The organism is Bradyrhizobium sp. AUGA SZCCT0182 (assembly GCF_018130185.1).
Taxonomy (GTDB): Bacteria; Pseudomonadota; Alphaproteobacteria; order Rhizobiales; family Xanthobacteraceae; genus Bradyrhizobium.
The window spans coordinates 130,558-148,707 of record NZ_JAFCLY010000016.1 but is presented as its reverse complement, the minus strand read 5'-3'; the positions used below and the strand labels follow the sequence as shown (position 1 = coordinate 148,707).

Genomic DNA, 18,150 nt, shown 5'->3' with positions numbered 1-18,150 from the left:
GAGCCGTGCCATCTCGACTGGGGTCGTCGCCAATGACGGCCCGGTGTCGGATCGGTAAAAATGCTAAGCCGACATATTTTAAGTGTCAAATAATTATCCATTACACGGCACCCCGCTTCAGCCGGTAGCCGGCCGCTTCGCGATCCCAGGTCGACGCGGTCACGCCGCGCTCGCGCAACTCGTATTTCCGGATTTTGCCGTTCTCCGTCCGTGGCAGGTCCGCGACAAAATCGATGAAGCGAGGCACCGCGAAATAGGGCAGACGCAGGGCGCAGAATTGCATCAGTTCGACGGGCGGGATCGCCGCTCCCGGCCGCACCACGATCGCGGCCATCACTTCATCCTCGGCAAGTTCCGAGCGCACGGGAAAGACCGCCGTCATCTCGATGTCAGGGTGAGCCAGCAGCACCTGCTCGACCTCATAGGACGAGATGTTCTCGCCGCGGCGGCGAATCGCGTCCTTGAGCCGGTCCACGAAGCGGAAATAGCCGTTCTCGTCACGGATAACCCGATCGCCGGTATGGAACCAGAGATTCCGCCAGGCTTCCACGGTCTTCTCGGCCATGCCGAAATAGCCGCTCGCGAACGCAAACGGCTCGTCGGCGCGCAGCACCAGCTCACCGGCCTCGCCATCCGGCAATTCAACGTCGCTGATATCGACGACGCGGGCCTGAAAACCATCGATGATACGGCCCATGGTTCCCGGCTTCTGCGTTTCCGGCGATGCGCCGATGACGAAATTGGTTTCGGTCGAGCCGTAACCTTCGAGCAGTGTAACGCCAGTGCGCGCAGCGAATGTCGCGCCGAGATTAGCCGGAACCCCTGGTCCGAGCCCGGTGCGGACTTTGTGCCCGCGTTCGTCCGCTCGCGGTTCACCCGCCAGCAGGATCGGCACCATGGCGCCGAGCAGATAGATCACCGTTGCTTCGTTGCGGATCATGGCTGGCCAGAAACCGGAGGCCGAGAAACGCGGTTCGAGGACCATGTGCGCGCCGCTGAGAAGCGCCTGCGCGAAAGTATTGAGGGCATTGATATGGAACAGCGGCAGGGTCGTGCAAAGCACGTCGTCTGCCGTCAGGCCAAACATGCGGCCGGAGTGGATGCCCCACCAATAATATTGTGCATGCGGGCACATCACGCCCTTGGATGGACCGGTGGTGCCGCTGGTATAGATGATCGCGAGCGTGTCGCCGGGGCTGACGGGCGCTGCCGAAATCGGGGCTGCGCGTGGCGGCATGGCTTCCATCAACGGCGCTGCACCCTTGGGCGGGGCATCGGCGCCGATCACCCAGATCGAACCAAGTGAGGCCATGCCTTCGGGGACATGGGCCAGGCGTTCGACGAATTGCGCCTCGATCGCGAACAGCCGTGCACCGCTATTCGACAGGTAGTAACCGATCTGCGGTCCCATCGCGGCGGTGTTGATCGGGACAGCGATGGCGCCGATCCAGCCACACCCCAAAACGATCTCCAGCATTTCGAGGCGATTGGAGCAGAGGATCGCGACCCGGTCGCCGGCCGAAACGCCGGCAGCGCGCAACGTCGCGGCACGGCCGGCCGCGATGTCGCGCGCCTCGCGGAACGTCCATGAATCAGTTGCGCACGAGACCAAGGTCCGGTCGCCGTGGCTTCCGGCCTGAATCTCGAGCATGCGCGGCAGCGTCCGGTCTTCCGGCGGCAGCGGAATCATGCCGGGCGCATGGAGGCTCACGAGCGGGGCGCTCCCGCATGATTTGAAGGCACCAGCGCCAGCACGCGCAATGGGCTGCCGCTGCCCTGTTGGATCTTCAGCGGCGGCGCGATCAGCGAGCTGCCGGTCGGTGGCAGCAGGTCGAGATTCGTCAGGCATTGCAGGCCATAGCGTCCGGCACCGTGCATGTAGTAGTGGCACGGATAGGGAGGCAGGAAATGCGCCGCCTGGCCCGCATCGGTGCCGATGGTTTCGGTGCCGAAGCCGAGCACGTCGCGCTCATTGAGCAGGAAACGCACGGCGTCAGGATCGGGACCCGGTGTGTGCTGCCCGACGTCGTCGAAATTCTGATAGGCCGCCGGATCGGTCTTCTTCGACCAGTCGGTGCGCATCAGCACCCAGCACCGCGGCGGGATTTTGCCGTGCACGGCTTCCCAGGCCTTGATGAAATCCGGCGTCAGCAGGAAGTCGGCATCCTGTGCGGATTCCTTCGAGCAGTCGATGACCACGGCGGGCGCGATGAAATCGGCAACCGGGATCGTATCGGTGGAGCTGTTGGGAAGGTCGCGGCCCGAGACCCAGTGGATCGGGGCGTCGAAATGCGTGCCGGTATGTTCGCCAAAGGACAAATTATTCCAGTACCAGGCGCCGCCGCGTTCGTCGTAACGCGAAATTTCTTCCATGCGGAAGGCGCGGCTCTGGCCTATTTCCGGCGGCATCACGATGCTCGGAAAATCCGGACCAAGCGTCTGCGTCAGATCGATGATGCGGATCGCGCCGGTGGCGAGCGCCGTGGTGAAGCCTGCGAGAATTTCCATGCCGGGCGCTGGATCGTGCGGTTTCATCGGCCAAGCTCCCGTTCCAGTGCCTTGGGATTGTCGCGGAAACGGGCGAGCCAGTCCTGCGCGATATCGCCGGGATAGACGTCCTCGACCGATCCTTTGAGCGCGCCGACGATGGCGCGGGCGACCGCCGATGGCGCCAATTTCGGCGGCAGCAGCAGCTGATTCCATTCGTCGTCGATCGGACCCGGAAAGATGTTGACGACCCTGATGCCGGCGACGCGCATTTCGGCGCGCAGCGCCTGCGCGACCGAAAGGGCCGCGGCCATCGACGCCGAATAGGTCGCGTGCTGCGGAAAATTGGACAGCGCATAGATCGACAGCAGATTGACCCAGGCCACCGCGCTGGTTTCGCCATCGGCGCCGCGCGACTGCATCACCGGACCGAACGCCTGGGCCAGCCGCAACAGGCCGAAGCAATTGGTCTCCATCTCCGCCCGTGCGGTTTCGACGCCGGCACGGCCGAAAATGCCAAACGTGCGATGATGTTCTGATGTGTTGATCACGATGTCGACCTTGAAGCCGAGTTCGGCGGCAAGCTCATTGACCGACTTGGTGTCGGTGACATCGAGCGGGACCAGCGTCACCTTGGGTAGCTCGGCGATCGCCGGCCAGCCTGGCGGGTTCTTCCAGGGTTCGCAATGGCCGGCCCAGACGAGATCGGCGCCGGCCTCCAGCACCGCTTTCACGACAGCCTGGCCGACCGCCGATTTGGCGTCGGTGACCAGCACTTTGCGGAATCTCGGATCCGACGTGAAATTGCGCAGCTTCGGCTCGTCGGCGAGGGCGGTATTGCCACCATCCGGCTTGGCGACGAGTGCGGCCTGGCCGGCGCGGTCGAGCACCGCCTCCACTATGACCGGAGACGGCGCCGGGCCACAGCGCGCGTCGAGGTGGACGACGAGGCTGACGCCTTCGGCCAGGCGGACCAGTCCAAGTCGCCAGGGCATGCGCTCGCGAAAGAACAGTTCCTGGGAATGATGCAACGTGGTCTCACTGACGAGTTCGCCCCGTCCGCTCATCACGGTCCATTCGAGTTCGGCCGACAGACAGCGAACGCAGGCCTCGCGCGGCGGATATTGCACGGCGCCGCAGGCCGCGCAGCATTGCAGTTCGAGGTTACCAAGTGCTGCGCCGCGAACGAGGCCGAGCGCAATGCGGCTGCGGCGGTCCGGCGGCAGTGTCGGCGCGCGCGTCTTCAGGATCGGGTTCTTGCGCTTGGGCCGTTTGATTGTTTCACTCATCATCAAGTCCCAATCATGTTGCGGCGAGAATGGCGGCGCCGGTGCATAGTCCCCGGTCGAAGTTGATCATGCCGAATCCGGAGACCAGCGCATGACGGGCGTTCTCGACCCGCGCGCCAAGCGACTGTCCCGTGACCTGCCGGAGCGCTTCGACGATTCCGAGCGTGCCGCCGGCGGCACCGGCCTGGCCGACAGATAATTGTCCACCCGATGTGTTGAAGGGAAAGCTGCCGTTCGCTTCGAATGTGTGGCGACGAATGAAGTCCGGCCCTTCGCCCTTGCCGCAGAAGCCGAGATCCTCGATCTGCAACACGCAGATCACAGGATAATCGTCATAGGCCTCGAGCAGGTCGATGTCTTCAGGCCCGATGCCTGCGCTTTCGTACAGGCGGTCGCGGTCCATTGCCCAGCCGCCCCGGTGTTGCACGGGATCATCAGGGAATGCGTTGTGCCGCTCGATGGCACCTCGCAGCCGCGCGTGCGGCAATCCGAGGCGCCGGGCCCGGTCTTCGCTCATGACAAGAAAGGCTTCGGCGCCGGCGCAAGGCATCACGCAATCGAACAGCCGAAGCGGGTCGGCCACCGGTCGGGCGTTAAGATACTCGTCCAGGGTCAAAGGCTTCTTGAACAGCGCATGGGGGAATTGCAACGCGTTGGAACGCTGCGCGACGCAGAGCTTGCCGAAATCCTCAGGCTTCGCGCCATAGGTGCGCATGTAATAGGCGGTGAGGAAGGCGAAACTGGTATTGGGCCCACCGGCGCCATAGGGATAGACCGCGTCCTGCGCAAACATGCTGAAGGTCGCCGTGCTGAGCCGGAAGCTGTCGACGTGGTTGGTGTCGCCGGCAATGCAGGCAACGATCTCGGCGTCACCCGCCTGGACGGCGCGCGCGGCGCGGCGGAGGCTGACAATGCCGGATGCGCCGCCCATCGGCACGTGATCGAGCCAGCGCGGCGAAAGGCCGAGATGCTGGGTCAGGCCGACGGCGCTGTCGGGCGCCAGCGTGAAGCTCCCCACGCACAGGCCGTCGATTTCATCCTTGGAAATCCCGGCGCCATCAACCAGGGCCTTCAGCGCGCGGGCGATGAACCAGTGCGCGCCGCGGATGGAGAAGCGCTCATAGGGCACGGTGACGGGTACCGCGACGGCGACCCCGTCGTAACTTGCAATGCGGTTTGCCATGGCGGTCAATGCCCTCCGCCCAGATAAGTTGCCTGCACGCGGGCATCGCCGAGCAGGCTAGCGGCTTCACCGTCGAGCACGATTTCGCCGGTTTCCAGCACATAGCCGTAGTCGGCGATTTCAAGCGCCGCCTTCGCATTCTGCTCAACCAGCAGGATCGAGACTCCGGCATCGCGCAGGCCAGCGACGATGCGCAGGATGTCACGCACGATCAGCGGCGCGAGGCCGAGGCTGGGCTCGTCGAGCATCAGGAGCCGCGGCGCCGACATCAGCGCGCGGCCAAGCGCGAGCATCTGGCGTTCGCCACCGGAAAGCGTGTCGGCGCGCTGGGAACGACGTTCGGCAAGGCGTGGAAAGCGTCCATACGTCTCCTCAAGCGCGCGGGCGACGAAGGCGCGATCCGAACGGCGCGGGTAGGCCCCGAGCACGAGATTGTCGTAGACCGTCAACTCTCCGAACAGCTCCCGCGTCTCCGGCACCAGGCAGAAGCCGTGCTCGACACGCGCCTCGACGTCGAGCTTCAACAAATCCTGGCCTTCGAAGATAAGCCGGCCGCGCGATGGCAAAAGGCCGATGGTGGCCGCAAGCAGGGTGGTCTTGCCCGCGCCGTTCGGCCCGATCACCGTGACGATCTGGCCTCTCTGCAGCGATAGCGAAACGCCGCGTACGGCTTCGACCTTGCCGTAAGCCACATGAAGATCTGATATTTCGAGCATCGCGCTCATAATACGCCTCCGAGATAGGCTTCCTGCACCTTCGGATCGGCGCGGACCGCTGCCGGATTTCCCTCGACCAGTTTGCAGCCGAACTCCATGACCACCAGCCGGTCGACCAGGCCCATGACGAAATCCATGTCGTGCTCGACGATCAGGATCGTGACGCCTTCATCGCGAATCTGGCGCAAGACCTTGGCAAGCGCTTCCTTCTCGGGCGGCCGCAAGCCTGCGGCCGGCTCATCCAGCACCACCAGCACGGGATCGGCCGCCAGCGCGCGGGCAACTTCGAGGATGCGCTGTCCGCCGAGCGGAAGGTTGCCGGCGAGTTCGTAAGATTTGTCGCCGAGACCAACGCGCTGCAACTGCCGCTGGGTCTCGTGCAGCGTCCGCCGCTCTTCGGTGCGATCGAGGCGAAGCGCGCTCTTCAGGAAACCGGTCGCGGTGCGCGCATAGGCGCCGAGCGCGACGTTGTCGATCAGGCTCATGTTCGGCCGCAGCTTCACGTGCTGAAACGTGCGCGCGATGCCCATGCGTGCGATTTCCATCTGTGGACGGTACGTGATGTCCTCGCCCAGGAAACTGATCCGGCCGGCGTTGGCCTGCAACGCGCCGGTCAAGAGGTTGAACATCGTGCTCTTGCCGGCGCCGTTCGGACCGATCAGGCCCAGGATCTCACCGGCCTTGAGATCAAAACTCACCTTGTTGACGGCGGTCAGTCCGCCAAACGTCCTCACGGCGTTTTCGACGTTCAGAATCAGCGTGCCATTTTCCGGCAACGCGCGGCGCGGCATCGCCTCGGCGGCCGCAGGCGCCGGGCGCGTGCCCTTGGGCAGGTGCTTGGCGATGAACGCGATGAGGCCGCCCCGGGCATTCTGCAGCAGCAGGACAAGGAGAACGCTGAAGGCGATGATCTCGAATTGCGCCGGGTTCTTCGTCACCAGCGGCAGCACATCCTGCAACCAGTTCTTGAGCAGCGTGATCAAGGCGGAACCGGCAACTGCGCCCGCGATATGGCCGGCGCCGCCCGCCATCGCCATCAGCAGGTATTCGATGCCGGGCTTGACGTCGAACGGGGCGGGGCTGATGAACCGGTTCATGTGCGCATAGAGCCAGCCGGCCAATCCGGCGAGCAGGGCCGCGATCACGAAGGTAACAAGGCGAATTCGGAAGATGTTGACGCCGAGGCTCGCCAGCAGAATGCCGCCGCCGCGCAGGCTTCTGATCGCACGGCCCTCGCGCGAATTGAGCAGATTGGCGCTGGCCAGCATGGCGAGCCCGACCATCAGCCAGATCAGGTAGAAGATCATTTGCGAGGAAATCAATGAGACCGAGGCGATGGTGATCGGCGGGATGCCGGCCATGCCGGTGTTCTGCCCGAGGCCCGGGACATTGCCGAACAGGAAATAGATCGAGATGCCCCAGGCGATTGTGCTGAGCGAGAGAAAATGCCCGCCTAGCCGCAGCGTCAGCGCGCCGATCGCGAGCGCCGCAAGCCCGGTCATTGCCAGCGCCAGCAGCAATCCAATCCACGGCGACAAATCGAGCGTCACGGTCGCCCAGGCCGTCGCATAGGCGGCGATGCCGACAAAGGCGGCTTGCCCGAAAGACGTCATGCCGCCGATACCGGTCAGCAACACCAGCCCGAGCGCGACCAGCGCGGAGATGCCGATATAGTTGAGAAGCGTAATGGCGAAGCTGCCGAGCAGTGCAGGGGCGATGAGCAGGGCGATGACGGCGGCGCTGAGAAGGCCGATGCGAAGCGGCGCGATCAGCGTGATCGCGTCGGGCATTTCCATTTCCTCGCCTTCCTCATCGGCATGCCCGGCTGATTTCCAGGACTGCCAGAGCAGCACCGGGATCAGCAGGCCGAACACGATCACTTCCTTGTAGGAACTGCTCCAGAACGAGGCGAAGCTTTCCATGATGCCGACAAACACGGCGCCGAGAGCTGCGATCGGATAGCTGGTGAAGCCGCCGATGATGGCGCCGATAAAAGCCTTCAGCCCGATCATGAAACCGGAATCGTAATAGATCGTCGTGGTCGGGCCGATCAGGATGGCGGAGACGCCGGCGAGCAGCGAGGCAATGAAATAGGCGATGGTGCCGGTGCGTGCCGGCCGGATACCGACGAGCCGGGCGCCGATGCGGTTGACCGCGGTCGCGCGCAGCGCCCGGCCCGACATCGAGCGCTCGAAGAATAGGAAGAACAGCAGGCTGAGCAGGGCGGCGGTGACCAGCATCAGCAGGACCTGCGCCGATACGATGACGCCGCCGAAGCTGTAGATGCCATTGACCAAGGGACGAATGCGGAATCCTTCGGCGCCAAAGGCCATCAGGCCCAGTCCGCTGATCGCGAAATGAACCGCCAGCGCGATGATGAGCAGAACCAGCACGGAAGCATCGGCGGCGGGCCGGAACGCGATGCGGTCGAGCAGCGGGGCGATCGGCAGCACGAGCACCAGCGCAAGGATGATCTGCACCGCCTGGGGCAGGGCGTACGATGCGGCGACCCAGGCCAGTACGCAGGGAATAAGCGGCAGCAGGCCATACATGAATATCGAACGCGGGATCCGCGCGTGTTCGCCTGACCGGTAATGACCGGCCGCATCGACAACGGTTGCGATGACGGCCAGGATCGCGACCACCCAGATCGTGCCTGGCACCCGGCCAAGTTCGAACGCGGCGATCGAGAGTACGCAGAACGCCGTGATATCGCCGAACGGCACGAACACGACGCGGGTGACCGAAAAGATCAGCACGAGGCCGAGGCCCGCCAGCAGATAGATCGCTCCATTGGCGATCCCATCGAGCAGCAGAATGATGGCGATTTCAGTCATCATGCGATCCAGCACCTTGATTAGTCAGGTTAATACATTAAATTGCTGTTTGAAATTGATATTTGAGGAGGCATTCTGTGGCCAAAAAACAAGCAGTTTCGGCACAAATAACGGCAGTAGTCTCGGAGCCGGCCGCCGAAATTTCGCCGATCGAGCAGACCGTGAACGCGTTCGAATATGCCGCCTGGCATTTCGGTTCGGCGTTCGCGCGCTGGCGGCGCGACTGTCTGGGCGCCATGCCAACGAACGCGCTGGGCGGTACGGAGGCCTCGATCCTGCATGTGCTTCATCTCAATGGCACGCCGAAGGGCCTGAGCGATGTGGCGCGGCTTCTGCATCGCGATGACCTTGCCAACCTGCAATACGGGCTGAAAAAGCTGCTTTCCCTGGGCTTTATCGAGAAAGCGAGCAATGGAGCCTCGCGCCGCAACACCACTTACGTGCCCACCGAGCCCGGCCGTGCCATCGTCGACGCTTATCTGCAGCACCGGCGCGACACACTGGTGCGTCTGGTCGGCAGCATGTCGGGCACCCAGGACGCACTGCAGCAGGCGACCTCGATCCTCCATGTGATGACCGGTCTCTACGATCAGGCCAGCACGATCCTGTCGAGCCAGATCGGCGACACCCTCGGCCTTCGGCCATAAGGCATGAATTGCAACTTTAATCGGTAAGTTGATCATGTGAATTGCCTCTTGACTGGGGCCATACTGCACGCTTTTATATTTTATGTCTAAAACAATTTTTGTCCGGAATGGCGGATGGCGCGGCTGTGAACAGTAAATCAAGCCACGACGCGGGGACGAACCGGCGGCCGTGCCGCCGTCGGCCTGCCATCGCTCCGGTCTCCCACTTCTTCAGTAGCCCGGCCCCCGTCGACTGACCGGCGGCCCAACAGGAGGTAGCGACGATGAGCAGACAGATGATTTCGCGCCGAAACGTTCTCGTCGGCGGTGCAGCACTCTCCGGTTTCGTCGCGGCTCCCGCGATCCTTCGGGCGCAGTCCGCTCCCATCTCCGTTGGTTTCGTGACCGGTCAGACCGGACCGGGCGCCTCCATCGGCATTCCCTATTCAAGGGGCATTGCCGCTGCCATGGCTTACCTCGACACGATCGAAGGCCATAAGATCAGGCTGGTCCAGATGGACGATGGCGGCGATCCATCGGCTTCCACGCGCAATGCCCGCAAGCTAGTCGAAGAAGAAAAGGTCGACCTGTTGATCGGGACGTCGGGCCTGCCGGGATCGGTCGCGATGGCGGCGGTCGCCGGCGAGCAGAAGGTGCCGTTCGTTTCCATCTCGCCGCTTCCGCCGACGGCGGGCAAGGGTGACGGGGGATTCTGGGCGATTTCGATTCCGCAACCGCCACCGCTGATGGTCGCGGCGGTGGTCGCGCAAATGCAAAAAGCCGGCATCAAGAGCCTCGGCTATATCGGCTTCAGCGACGCCTGGGGCGATCTCGTCTTCAACGCGCTGTCCAAGACGGCCGCGCCCATTGGCATCAAGATCCTGACAGACGAGCGCTATGCGCGTCCCGATACCACGGTGACCGCACAAACGCTCAAGATCATGGCCGCCCAGCCCGATGCCGTCATGACCGGCGGTTCGGGAACGCCGGGGGCGCTGCCGTTTTTGGCGCTGCGCGAGCGCGGTTTTCGCGGCCCGATCTACGGCACGCATGCCCTGATCAACCCTGACTTCATCCGGGTCGGTGGTGCTGCGGTCGAAGGCGTTCTGGCGCCGACCGGGCCGGTGATCGTCGCCGAACAATTGCCCGACAGCAATCCGGTGAAGAAGGTCGGTCTGGAATTCCGCGCCGCTCACCTCAAGGCCAACAACGTGGCATCGACCGACGCCTTCTCGGCCTATTCCTTCGACGGCTGGCTGGTTTTCGCCGCCGCGGCCAAGCGCGCGCTCGCGTCGACACCGCCCGGCACGCCTGCCTTCCGCGCGGCGTTGCGCGATGAGCTCTACCGCACCAAGGACGTGGTGGGCTCGCATGGCGTCTACAACTATACCCAGAACGACAATTCCGGTGTCGACGAACGCGCTCGCGTCATCGTCACGCTCGAGAAGGGGCAGTGGAAACTGCTGGGCTGAGCCACGGCCCCGACGATCGCGCCGCATTCATCAAACGCCGCGCCGTCCTTAGGGACGCGCGCGGAAGGAGACGCCTGCCATGAAGCCGATCCGCATCTGGTATCAGAGCTACGTCGACTACGAGAACGGCAAGACCTATTGGGATCGTTTGCGCAAACATCTCGATGACGTTGTCGAGCCCGGCACCACGATCGACATCAAGGGCATTACGCCGCACGATTCCTATGCCCACGCCATCGTCGAATTCCGTTGTGCGCGCGAAGTGATCTGCAATGCGGTGCGGGCTGAACGCGAGGGGTACGATGCCTTCGTGATCGGCCACTTCCAGGATGCGGGTTTATACGAAGCCCGCTCGGTGGTCGATATTCCGGTTCTGGCGCTCGGCGAATCGTCGATGCTCCACGGCTGCCAGCTCGGCCAACGCAGCGGCATCATCACGATCAATCCCCGCTACATTCCCTGGTTCCATCACCAGATCACTAAATACGGGCTGGAGCGCCGCGTTGCGGGCACCCACGCCATGACGTTCGAGCCGGGGCAGATCTTGAAGGCCTATGAATCGGAAGCGCTGGCGCGTGAGGTCGAAGAGCTGTTCGCCGAACAGGCGCGGCCGCTGGTGGCCAAGGGTGTCGAAGTGCTGATCCCGGGCGGCGGCATCCCGATGCTGCTGTTTGCTGCGCTCCGCAATCACGCGATCGACGGCGCGCCTGTCATCAACGGAATACCGATCGTGGTGAAGATGGCTGAAATGGCGGTAAAACTTCGCCGTCTCACCGGCCTCGGCGTCAGTCGCGCGGGGGAATTCGTCAAGCCGCCAGCGGAGATCATCGAGGAATTCATGACGCATCCGAAGCTCGGCTAGGGCCTAAAGCTCCGTTCTTACTTTCCAAAGCTCCGGAAAGAGTTCGACCTCGAGCATCTTGCGCAAATAGGAAACGCCCGACGTACCGCCGGTTCCGCGCTTTAGGCCGATAATGCGCTCGACCGTCGTGACGTGGTTAAAGCGCCAGCGGCGAAAATAGTCTTCGAAATCGACCAGTTTTTCGGCCAGCTCGTACAGCATCCAGTGTTTGTCGGGAGATGCGTAGACGGTCTTCCAGGCAGCCAGCACCTTGTCATTTGCGGTCCGCGTCAGGCGCCAATCCGTTCGATGCGCATCTTCGCCGATGTCGAAGCCGTTGCGCGCCAGCAGAAGCAGGGCTTCGTCGTAGAGACTGGGCTGGCTCAGAATCTCCTCCAGCTTCGCGACGATGTCGCCGCGGTGGGCATGAGGGCCAAGCATTGCAACATTGCGGTTGCCGGCGAGGAATTCGATCGCCCGGTACTGGTACGACTGGAAGCCTGACGATTGGCCGAGCTGGTCGCGAAATTCGGTGTACTCGCTCGGCGTCATCGTCCGCAAAACATCCCAGGCGCCCGTGAGCTGCTCGAAGATTCGGGCGATGCGCGACAGCATCTTGAACGCGGGTTGGAGCTTGTCGTTGTGGATGGCCTTGATGGCGGAGCGGATTTCGTGGATCGCCAGCTTCATCCAGAGTTCGGAGGTCTGATGCTGTATGATGAACAGAAGTTCGTCATGCGCATCCGAAAGCGGTTCCTGCGCGTCCAATACGCGTTCCAGATGCAGGTAATCACTGTAGGACATCCGCCCGTCGAACGACATCTGGGCTCCCTCGCGGGAGGGGTCCAAAGGTTTTTCGGTCAAGGGTTTTTCGGTCACGGGTTTTTCGGTCATGTCACGACAGCCATTTTGCGATACTCCGCGGCATCCCAGCGGCGATTGTTCACGACGTCCTCGATCGCATCGACAGCCGCGCGAATTTCGGCCTCGCCGATGTAGAGCGGCGTAAAGCCGAAGCGGATTGCGTCGGGAGCCCGAAAATCGCCGATCACGCCGCGCGCGATCAGCGCCTGCATGATCGCGTAACCGCTCGGGTGGCGAAACGACACCTGGCTGCCGCGCTTGTTGCCGTCCCGCGGCGAGGCCAGCGTCAACTCCGGACAGCGGGCTTCGACTTCGCGGATGAACAGATCGGCCAGCGCGATCGACGCCTTGCGGACCTCGTTCATGCTGACGCCCTCCCAGACATCGAGCGCTGCGTCGAGCGCGGCCATCGCAATGACGGGAGGCGTTCCAACCCGCATCCGTTCGATGCCGGCGCCGGCCCGGTAATCAAGATCGAAGGCAAACGGCGCCTGATGCCCCATCCATCCGGAAAGTGCCGGCCGCGCCATGTCGGCATGGTCAGGTGCGACATAGATGAAGGCCGGCGCGCCGGGACCACCATTGAGATATTTGTAGGTGCAGCCGACCGCGAAGTCGGCTTTGGCACCTGACACGTCGACCGGGATGGCTCCCGCGGAGTGGGCGAGGTCCCAAACCGTCAATGCGCCGGCGGCGTGCGCTTTCTGCGTCAAGGCCTTCATGTCGTGAAGGCGGCCGGTGCGATAGTCGACCTCGGTCAGCATCAGCACCGCAATCGTTGCGTCGATGGCGTCTTCGACTTCCTCGGGGGCGACAATTTTGAGCGTGTATCCCTTGTCGAGCGATCTGAGCAGACCTTCGGCCATATAGAGGTCGGTTGGAAAGTTGCCGTTGTCCGACAGAATCACACGCTTGCTGGAATTGAGTTCGAGCGCTGCGGCAAGCGCTTGATAGACCTTGATCGACAGGGTGTCGCCGATCACCAAGGTGCCTTCAGGCGCGCCGATCAGCCGGCCGACGCGATCTCCGATGCGGCGCGGCTGAGCCATCCAGCCGGCGCTGTTCCAGCCCCTGATAAGCTGTTTCCCCCATTGCTCGGACATCATGCTGCGGACGCGATCGGTCGCCGCAACGGGGAGGGGACCGAGCGAGTTGCCGTCGAGATAGATGACGCCATCCGGCATATGGAACAGGGATCGCGTTCGCGTGAAATCGGTCATCATTGGCCTCGTTCGCAGGCGGCGGATACTCGCATGGCGGCGAATTGTTTCAAGCCCATAAGTTATATGTCTAAAATACTTTTGGACTTGTCCTGCAGGCGGCCGATGTGAGTAGATATCACCCAACTGAATCCTGATCGTAGGCGCCTGCGCCGGCTACTCAAGACCAAACGGAAACCGACCCGCATGATCTTTCATCAGATTTCCGACTGGAACGACGCCTACGCCAATGGCCCCAACATCCCCGGTGGCGAACGCTGGCCGGCGGCCTGGGTGCAGCCCGCCCAGACCTATCGCGATGAACTAGGGGGGAGTGGCCGCACGACGCTTGATGTCGGCTATGGCGAGCGGCCGCGAAACCGCTTCGATCTGTTCCGCCCCGAGGGCCAGCCCAAGGGCCTGGTCGTTTTCGTTCATGGCGGGTTCTGGCGCGCCCTCGACAAGAGTTTTTGGTCGCACCTCGCGCGCGGCTCCGTCGAAAGCGGCTATGCGGTGGCGATGCCTTCCTACACACTATGCCCCGCCGTTCGCGTTGCCGACATTACGCGCGAAATTGCCGCCGCGATCACGCAGGCGGCCTCGATGGTGGAAGGCCCGATTTTCCTGACAGGCCACTCCGCAGGCGGACACCTGGTCACGCGCATGATTTCGGCGACTTCGCCGCTGTCGGAGCCCGCCCGCGCGCGCATCCGCAATACCGTCTCGATCTCGGGCGTCCATGACCTTCGCCCGATGCTGAAGACCACGATGAATGCCGAGCTGCGGATCGACGACGCCGAAGCGCAAACCGAAAGCCCCGCGCTCCTGCAGCCTTTGCCCGGTGCCCGCGTGACCTGCTGGGTGGGCAGCGCGGAGCGCCCGGAATTCGTCCGCCAGAACGCCCTGCTTGCCAACATCTGGACCGGGCTCGGCGCGCAAACCTGCACGATCGAAGAACCCGGTCGCCACCATTTTGACGTCATTGACGGCCTGACCGACCGGAATCATCCGATCGTCCGGACCCTCTTGGCCGATGCCGCGTAGTTCACCATGACTTTGTAGACATCGACGTGTTTATTCGGTCGCGGAAGGTCCACGATGAAGCCGCGCGACGAGGGCCGCGCGATTGCCCACCGCGAGCTTCTCGAAAATATGGTCGAGATGCGAACGGACGGTCCAATAGCTGATCTGCAGTGATCTGGCGATGGCGCGATCGGTTAAGCCGTTCACGACGCCCGCAGCTATCTGCCGTTCCCTGACCGTCAGTTGCTGAAAGCAAAGCGAAGCGGGGGCGAGGCTCTGGTTGCGCAGCTCTCGGGTCGCCCGCAGCAGCACCGGCTGCAATAGTCCCAGCAGCAACATCTCGCGCGACCCGACCGGCGTGCGGCCTCGATCGCGCCAGAACCTGAAGTCGCCAACGTTCGTACCGCCGTCATGGAGATGGAGATCGATACCGTCGATGGTCCGGTAGGTCCGCAGGAATTCGTGGAAGTAGCGCGTGCGCTCGAGTTCATCGCGGCGGATCACCGAATAGATCGGCGTCGGACCCTTGCGGTGCCGAAGCCGCGGCGAAATAGGGTCACAGCCCTGGAATTCCGCGACATAGGCCCGCGCCATGTCCATTCCGCGGCCGACGCACATGGCGTTTTCGTAGCGGCCACTGGCGGGATTCCACAGGGTGGTCCCGATGAAATCCATCGATAGCAGGTGCTGCAGATCCAAGGCCACGCCTGGCGCTGTCAGCAGCCAATCGGGAGCCAATGGCTGGAGCAGGGCCTCGCTCACCCGCTTCAGGAGCGTCACATCCTTGGAAGAAAGACTAAGCGCCATGGCGTTGCCGAGGGCTCCTGTCGTGCAGTGAGGCGCATCCCAGAAAACAGGGATAGTGGGCAAATATTGTGAAAGCTAGCGTGGGGTGCGTCAAGCGCGGGAGGGGCGCCCCATCACCTCCCGGTGGATCAAGACGAGGAGCGACATGAAGATCTCAATGCCGGACGGATGCCGCCTCCACGTCGAGTCGGAAGGACATGGCGATACGCCCATCGTGTTTCTGCACGGCATCATGATGAGCGGTGCCGTCTTCAAGCGGCAGGTCAGTGCGCTGTCCGCTGACTATCGGGTCGTCACCGTCGATCTCCGCGGCTTCGGCCAGTCCGACAAGCCGGAGACCGGGTACTCGGGGGAGAATTTTGTCGCCGATTTGAAATGCGTCATCGATCATCTCAATCTGACGCGGCCGATCATTGCCGGCTGGTCGATGGGCGGAGCCATCGCGCTGGCATTTGCGGCCACGTTTCCTGGGATAGCCTCGCGAGCTGATCGGTACGACGCCATGCTTGATTCAGCGACCCGATTGGCCGCACGCGGTGCCGCCGGCGGCCGCCGAGCAACTCGGGCAGGCGCTGGCAACCGACTATGACGCGGGCGTCGACGGCTTCTGTCGCTTGATGTTCCCGGAAGCCAATTCTGAGGACGATATGAACTTTGTCAGGCAGATCATGCTGGCGACACCGCCGCGCGTCACTTTGACCTGCATGCAGAATCTCGGCGGCAGCGATCTTCGTCCCCTGTTGGGCTCGATCCGCGAACCGGTCAGCGTGCTCTGCGGTACTGAAGACATGGTCTGTCCGCCGGCGGCAAGCCAGTTCCTGGCTGATACGCTTGGCGGCAAGCTCGCTCTCATTCCTGGCGGGGGACACTGCGCGTTCCTGACCAAGGCCGAGCAATTCAACAGCGCGCTCCGCGCTGCAGTTTGATCGCCAACCTATTTGGTGCCATAGGCACGGTCACCGGCATCGCCGAGACCGGGCACAATGTAGGCGTTGTCGTCCAGCCCCTGGTCGATCGCGGCGAGCCAGATCGGAACGTCCGGGTGAATGCCGCGCACGCGCTCGACGCCTTCCGGTGCGCCGATCAGGCACACCAGCCTGATGTCGTTGGCGCCGCGCTCTTTCAGCCGGTCGATCGCGGCGACGGCGGAGTTCGCCGTCGCCAGTATCGGTGAAATCACGATCACCAGGCGCTCGTGCAGATCGCTCGGGGCTTTAAAGAAATATTCGACGGCAACGAAGGTTTCCGGCTCGCGGTAAAGACCGATATGCGCGATACGCGCGGTCGGCACCAGATCGAGCATGCCGTCGGCAAACGTAATGCCGGCGCGCAGTATCGGTGCGAACACCAGCTTCTTGCCCGCGATCTGCGGCGACATCATCTGCGCAAGCGGCGTTTCTATTTCGACGTCGGCCAGCGGCAGGTCACGGGTGACTTCGTAACACAGCAGCATCCCGATCTCCTTGAGGAGTTCGCGAAACGACTTGGTCGAAACTTCCTTCTTCCGCAACAGCGTCAGCTTGTGCTGCACCAGCGGATGACTAACGATCGTGACGCCGTCCATGTTGCTAATCCCAAATCTAGAAAACAGTGCCGTCGCTGATAATTTTCACCGGCGGCGAAGCGTCGGCGCGGCGTTCGCGCGCCAGCAATCGACCCGCCGCCCAGGTGCCACCCTCGAGAATTTTTGCCAATGGCATCGAGGTGGCATCGGCTTTGAGCCGGTGTCGTAAACCATCGGCGATGCGGTCAAGCAGCGCCACCGTCAGCGCACGCCATTCCACGACCAGCGGCGAGGCGACCTCGTGTTCCCTTTGCGCGGCCTCCGGATCGCGAAACGCGAGTACGCCGATATCGATGAACAGTCCGCCATTGCGATATTCAGCGAGGCCGGTAAGGCCATCGATATCGGTCACGGTGATGCCGGCCGTTTGCAGCGGCTCGATCAGGGAGTAAGCCAGCCATTGCGAGAGCTTGTGCAGCGGCACGAGTCCATTTGTGGCATCCGCTGTCGTCAATGCTGGATGCTTCCAGCAGTCGCCGAGCGGGATTCCGCCCAGCGTCAGCCGCGATGGCCAGATTGGGCCGAGCTGTTGCAGCAACTCCACAAGAATGGTTGGCGCGGGAAGCTTTCCGCCGTAGGCGAGTTTCGCCAATCGATCGAACAGGCCGCCGGGCCGCGGCGTGTCCTGGCTGCCGAACACATCCGGCTTCGAGACCACCAGTTGGCCCAGCCGGCGCATTAGCTCGGCGCGACCGTCCATTCCGACCAGCGGATTGGTATCCGAGACCTGCATGCCGCTCTCGAGGTCGGCGACGGCCAGATTTGCAAGAATCTCGCCATCGGCGCGCAGCGGTTCCTGCGGATCGGTGGAGAATGCGCCGCCCGCGAACATCGCGAGGCTGGCGAGCCCCAATCCTTCCGAACGGCCGATGTCAGATCCGGTTTTCGGATCGTGGTAGCGCCACGACGGTCCGGCGCCGGCATCGAGGAAGACGCTGACGATCGCCAGATCGAATTCGGCCCGGGCGCGGGCCGCCCGACCGAGCCATTTGGTCCGGCCGGCGATATCGGCCCAGCGATTATCCCCATTGGTGACGAAGTGCCGCCAGCGCGAATGAAAGGGAACGTCGAAGGAGGGATAGGCCTTGCGCGTGGTCTCCAGCACCAAATCGACGGCGCTGTCCATGCGATCGAGGTGAACACGGAAATTCGGCAGCCTGTCGTCAAGGCCGATTGCGAGCATGCGATGCGCCCGCTCACGGACCGCGCTGGCGTTCAGCAATGACAACGCGGCCGACATCT

Annotated in this window: 17 protein-coding genes; 6 read left to right on the top strand and 11 right to left on the bottom strand. The window is 63.1% G+C overall.

Annotation, left to right across the window (positions count from 1 at the left end; all coding sequences use genetic code 11):
* Positions 1–100 precede the first annotated feature (100 nt).
* Genes JQ611_RS18845 through JQ611_RS42730 form a run of 6 tightly spaced genes read right to left on the bottom strand, consistent with a single transcriptional unit; the run spans position 101 to position 8,512 of the window.
* Positions 101–1,711 carry an ATP-dependent acyl-CoA ligase gene (locus JQ611_RS18845; protein WP_212466234.1) on the bottom strand — a complete coding sequence of 537 codons (1,611 nt, stop codon included), beginning with the start codon at positions 1,709–1,711 and terminating at the stop codon, positions 101–103.
* Entirely contained in the window at positions 1,708–2,535 is an 828-nt protein-coding gene (locus JQ611_RS18840) for a cyclase family protein (protein WP_249133273.1), read from the bottom strand. The genes JQ611_RS18845 and JQ611_RS18840 overlap by 4 nt, the downstream gene beginning before the upstream one ends.
* The gene (locus tag JQ611_RS18835; RefSeq protein ID WP_212466232.1) at positions 2,532–3,776 is read right to left on the bottom strand and encodes an SDR family NAD(P)-dependent oxidoreductase; all 1,245 of its coding nucleotides are present in this window, start codon (positions 3,774–3,776) and stop codon (positions 2,532–2,534) included. Before JQ611_RS18835 ends, JQ611_RS18840 begins: the two co-directional genes overlap by 4 nt.
* A 13-nt stretch (positions 3,777–3,789) precedes the next feature.
* Complete coding sequence (locus JQ611_RS18830) at positions 3,790–4,959, bottom strand: thiolase family protein (protein WP_212466229.1); 1,170 nt, start codon at positions 4,957–4,959, stop codon at positions 3,790–3,792.
* 5 nt (positions 4,960–4,964) lie between these two features.
* A complete protein-coding gene (locus JQ611_RS18825; RefSeq protein ID WP_212263691.1) occupies positions 4,965–5,684 on the bottom strand; it encodes an ABC transporter ATP-binding protein in 720 nt (239 codons plus the stop codon).
* Entirely contained in the window at positions 5,681–8,512 is a 2,832-nt protein-coding gene (locus JQ611_RS42730; RefSeq protein ID WP_312012028.1) for a branched-chain amino acid ABC transporter permease/ATP-binding protein, read from the bottom strand. The genes JQ611_RS18825 and JQ611_RS42730 overlap by 4 nt, the downstream gene beginning before the upstream one ends.
* Positions 8,513–8,589: 77 nt before the next feature.
* On the opposite strand from JQ611_RS42730, the gene JQ611_RS18810 reads away from it, so the two are divergent.
* The 3 genes from JQ611_RS18810 (at position 8,590) to JQ611_RS18800 (ending at position 11,472) form a co-directional block, all read left to right on the top strand.
* Positions 8,590–9,159: a winged helix DNA-binding protein gene (locus JQ611_RS18810; RefSeq protein WP_212263692.1), complete on the top strand. Its 570-nt coding sequence runs from the start codon at positions 8,590–8,592 to the stop codon at positions 9,157–9,159.
* Between the two features lie 263 nt (positions 9,160–9,422).
* Complete coding sequence (locus tag JQ611_RS18805) at positions 9,423–10,610, top strand: ABC transporter substrate-binding protein (RefSeq protein WP_249133272.1); 1,188 nt, start codon at positions 9,423–9,425, stop codon at positions 10,608–10,610.
* A gap of 79 nt (positions 10,611–10,689) precedes the next feature.
* Positions 10,690–11,472 carry an aspartate/glutamate racemase family protein gene (locus tag JQ611_RS18800; RefSeq protein ID WP_249133271.1) on the top strand — a complete coding sequence of 261 codons (783 nt, stop codon included), beginning with the start codon at positions 10,690–10,692 and terminating at the stop codon, positions 11,470–11,472.
* A 3-nt stretch (positions 11,473–11,475) separates the two neighbouring features.
* On the opposite strand, the gene kynA is transcribed toward JQ611_RS18800, so the two are convergent.
* Positions 11,476–12,345, bottom strand: coding sequence for a tryptophan 2,3-dioxygenase (gene kynA / locus JQ611_RS18795; RefSeq protein ID WP_249133270.1), 870 nt, complete (start codon positions 12,343–12,345; stop codon positions 11,476–11,478).
* Positions 12,342–13,535: a kynureninase gene (gene kynU / locus JQ611_RS18790; RefSeq protein WP_212466228.1), complete on the bottom strand. Its 1,194-nt coding sequence runs from the start codon at positions 13,533–13,535 to the stop codon at positions 12,342–12,344. Before kynU ends, kynA begins: the two co-directional genes overlap by 4 nt.
* Positions 13,536–13,721: 186 nt before the next feature.
* Between kynU and JQ611_RS18785 the strand changes: the two genes are divergently transcribed.
* Positions 13,722–14,558: an alpha/beta hydrolase gene (locus tag JQ611_RS18785; protein ID WP_212466227.1), complete on the top strand. Its 837-nt coding sequence runs from the start codon at positions 13,722–13,724 to the stop codon at positions 14,556–14,558.
* A 30-nt stretch (positions 14,559–14,588) separates the two neighbouring features.
* Here JQ611_RS18785 and JQ611_RS18780 read toward each other — a convergent pair whose 3' ends face one another.
* On the bottom strand, positions 14,589–15,344 hold the full coding sequence (locus JQ611_RS18780) for a helix-turn-helix transcriptional regulator (protein ID WP_212466226.1): 756 nt from the start codon (positions 15,342–15,344) through the stop codon (positions 14,589–14,591).
* A gap of 145 nt (positions 15,345–15,489) precedes the next feature.
* Between JQ611_RS18780 and JQ611_RS43025 the strand changes: the two genes are divergently transcribed.
* Positions 15,490–15,933, top strand: a complete 444-nt coding sequence (locus JQ611_RS43025; protein WP_212466225.1) for an alpha/beta fold hydrolase — start codon at positions 15,490–15,492, stop codon at positions 15,931–15,933.
* Positions 15,851–16,270: an alpha/beta fold hydrolase gene (locus JQ611_RS42495; RefSeq protein WP_283816759.1), complete on the top strand. Its 420-nt coding sequence runs from the start codon at positions 15,851–15,853 to the stop codon at positions 16,268–16,270. The genes JQ611_RS43025 and JQ611_RS42495 overlap by 83 nt, the downstream gene beginning before the upstream one ends.
* Before the next feature lie 8 nt (positions 16,271–16,278).
* Here JQ611_RS42495 and upp read toward each other — a convergent pair whose 3' ends face one another.
* Both upp and JQ611_RS18760 read right to left on the bottom strand, forming a co-directional pair.
* Entirely contained in the window at positions 16,279–16,908 is a 630-nt protein-coding gene (gene upp / locus JQ611_RS18765) for a uracil phosphoribosyltransferase (RefSeq protein ID WP_212466223.1), read from the bottom strand.
* A gap of 16 nt (positions 16,909–16,924) precedes the next feature.
* Complete coding sequence (locus JQ611_RS18760; RefSeq protein ID WP_212466250.1) at positions 16,925–18,148, bottom strand: URC4/urg3 family protein; 1,224 nt, start codon at positions 18,146–18,148, stop codon at positions 16,925–16,927.
* Positions 18,149–18,150 lie beyond the last annotated feature (2 nt).

Excerpts from the sequence above, each read along its gene's own strand:
- JQ611_RS18840 (WP_249133273.1), bottom strand. The coding sequence starts at position 2,535 with ATGAAACCGCACGATCCAGCGCCCGGCATGGAAATTCTCGCAGGCTTC.
- JQ611_RS18835 (WP_212466232.1), bottom strand. The coding sequence starts at position 3,776 with ATGAGTGAAACAATCAAACGGCCCAAGCGCAAGAACCCGATCCTGAAG.
- JQ611_RS18830 (WP_212466229.1), bottom strand. The coding sequence starts at position 4,959 with ATGGCAAACCGCATTGCAAGTTACGACGGGGTCGCCGTCGCGGTACCC.
- JQ611_RS18825 (WP_212263691.1), bottom strand. The coding sequence starts at position 5,684 with ATGAGCGCGATGCTCGAAATATCAGATCTTCATGTGGCTTACGGCAAG.
- JQ611_RS42730 (WP_312012028.1), bottom strand. The coding sequence starts at position 8,512 with ATGACTGAAATCGCCATCATTCTGCTGCTCGATGGGATCGCCAATGGA.
- JQ611_RS18805 (WP_249133272.1), top strand. The coding sequence starts at position 9,423 with ATGAGCAGACAGATGATTTCGCGCCGAAACGTTCTCGTCGGCGGTGCA.
- JQ611_RS18800 (WP_249133271.1), top strand. The coding sequence starts at position 10,690 with ATGAAGCCGATCCGCATCTGGTATCAGAGCTACGTCGACTACGAGAAC.
- kynA (WP_249133270.1), bottom strand. The coding sequence starts at position 12,345 with ATGACCGAAAAACCCGTGACCGAAAAACCCTTGACCGAAAAACCTTTG.
- kynU (WP_212466228.1), bottom strand. The coding sequence starts at position 13,535 with ATGACCGATTTCACGCGAACGCGATCCCTGTTCCATATGCCGGATGGC.
- JQ611_RS18785 (WP_212466227.1), top strand. The coding sequence starts at position 13,722 with ATGATCTTTCATCAGATTTCCGACTGGAACGACGCCTACGCCAATGGC.
- JQ611_RS18780 (WP_212466226.1), bottom strand. The coding sequence starts at position 15,344 with ATGGCGCTTAGTCTTTCTTCCAAGGATGTGACGCTCCTGAAGCGGGTG.
- JQ611_RS43025 (WP_212466225.1), top strand. The coding sequence starts at position 15,490 with ATGAAGATCTCAATGCCGGACGGATGCCGCCTCCACGTCGAGTCGGAA.
- upp (WP_212466223.1), bottom strand. The coding sequence starts at position 16,908 with ATGGACGGCGTCACGATCGTTAGTCATCCGCTGGTGCAGCACAAGCTG.
- JQ611_RS18760 (WP_212466250.1), bottom strand. The coding sequence starts at position 18,148 with ATGTCGGCCGCGTTGTCATTGCTGAACGCCAGCGCGGTCCGTGAGCGG.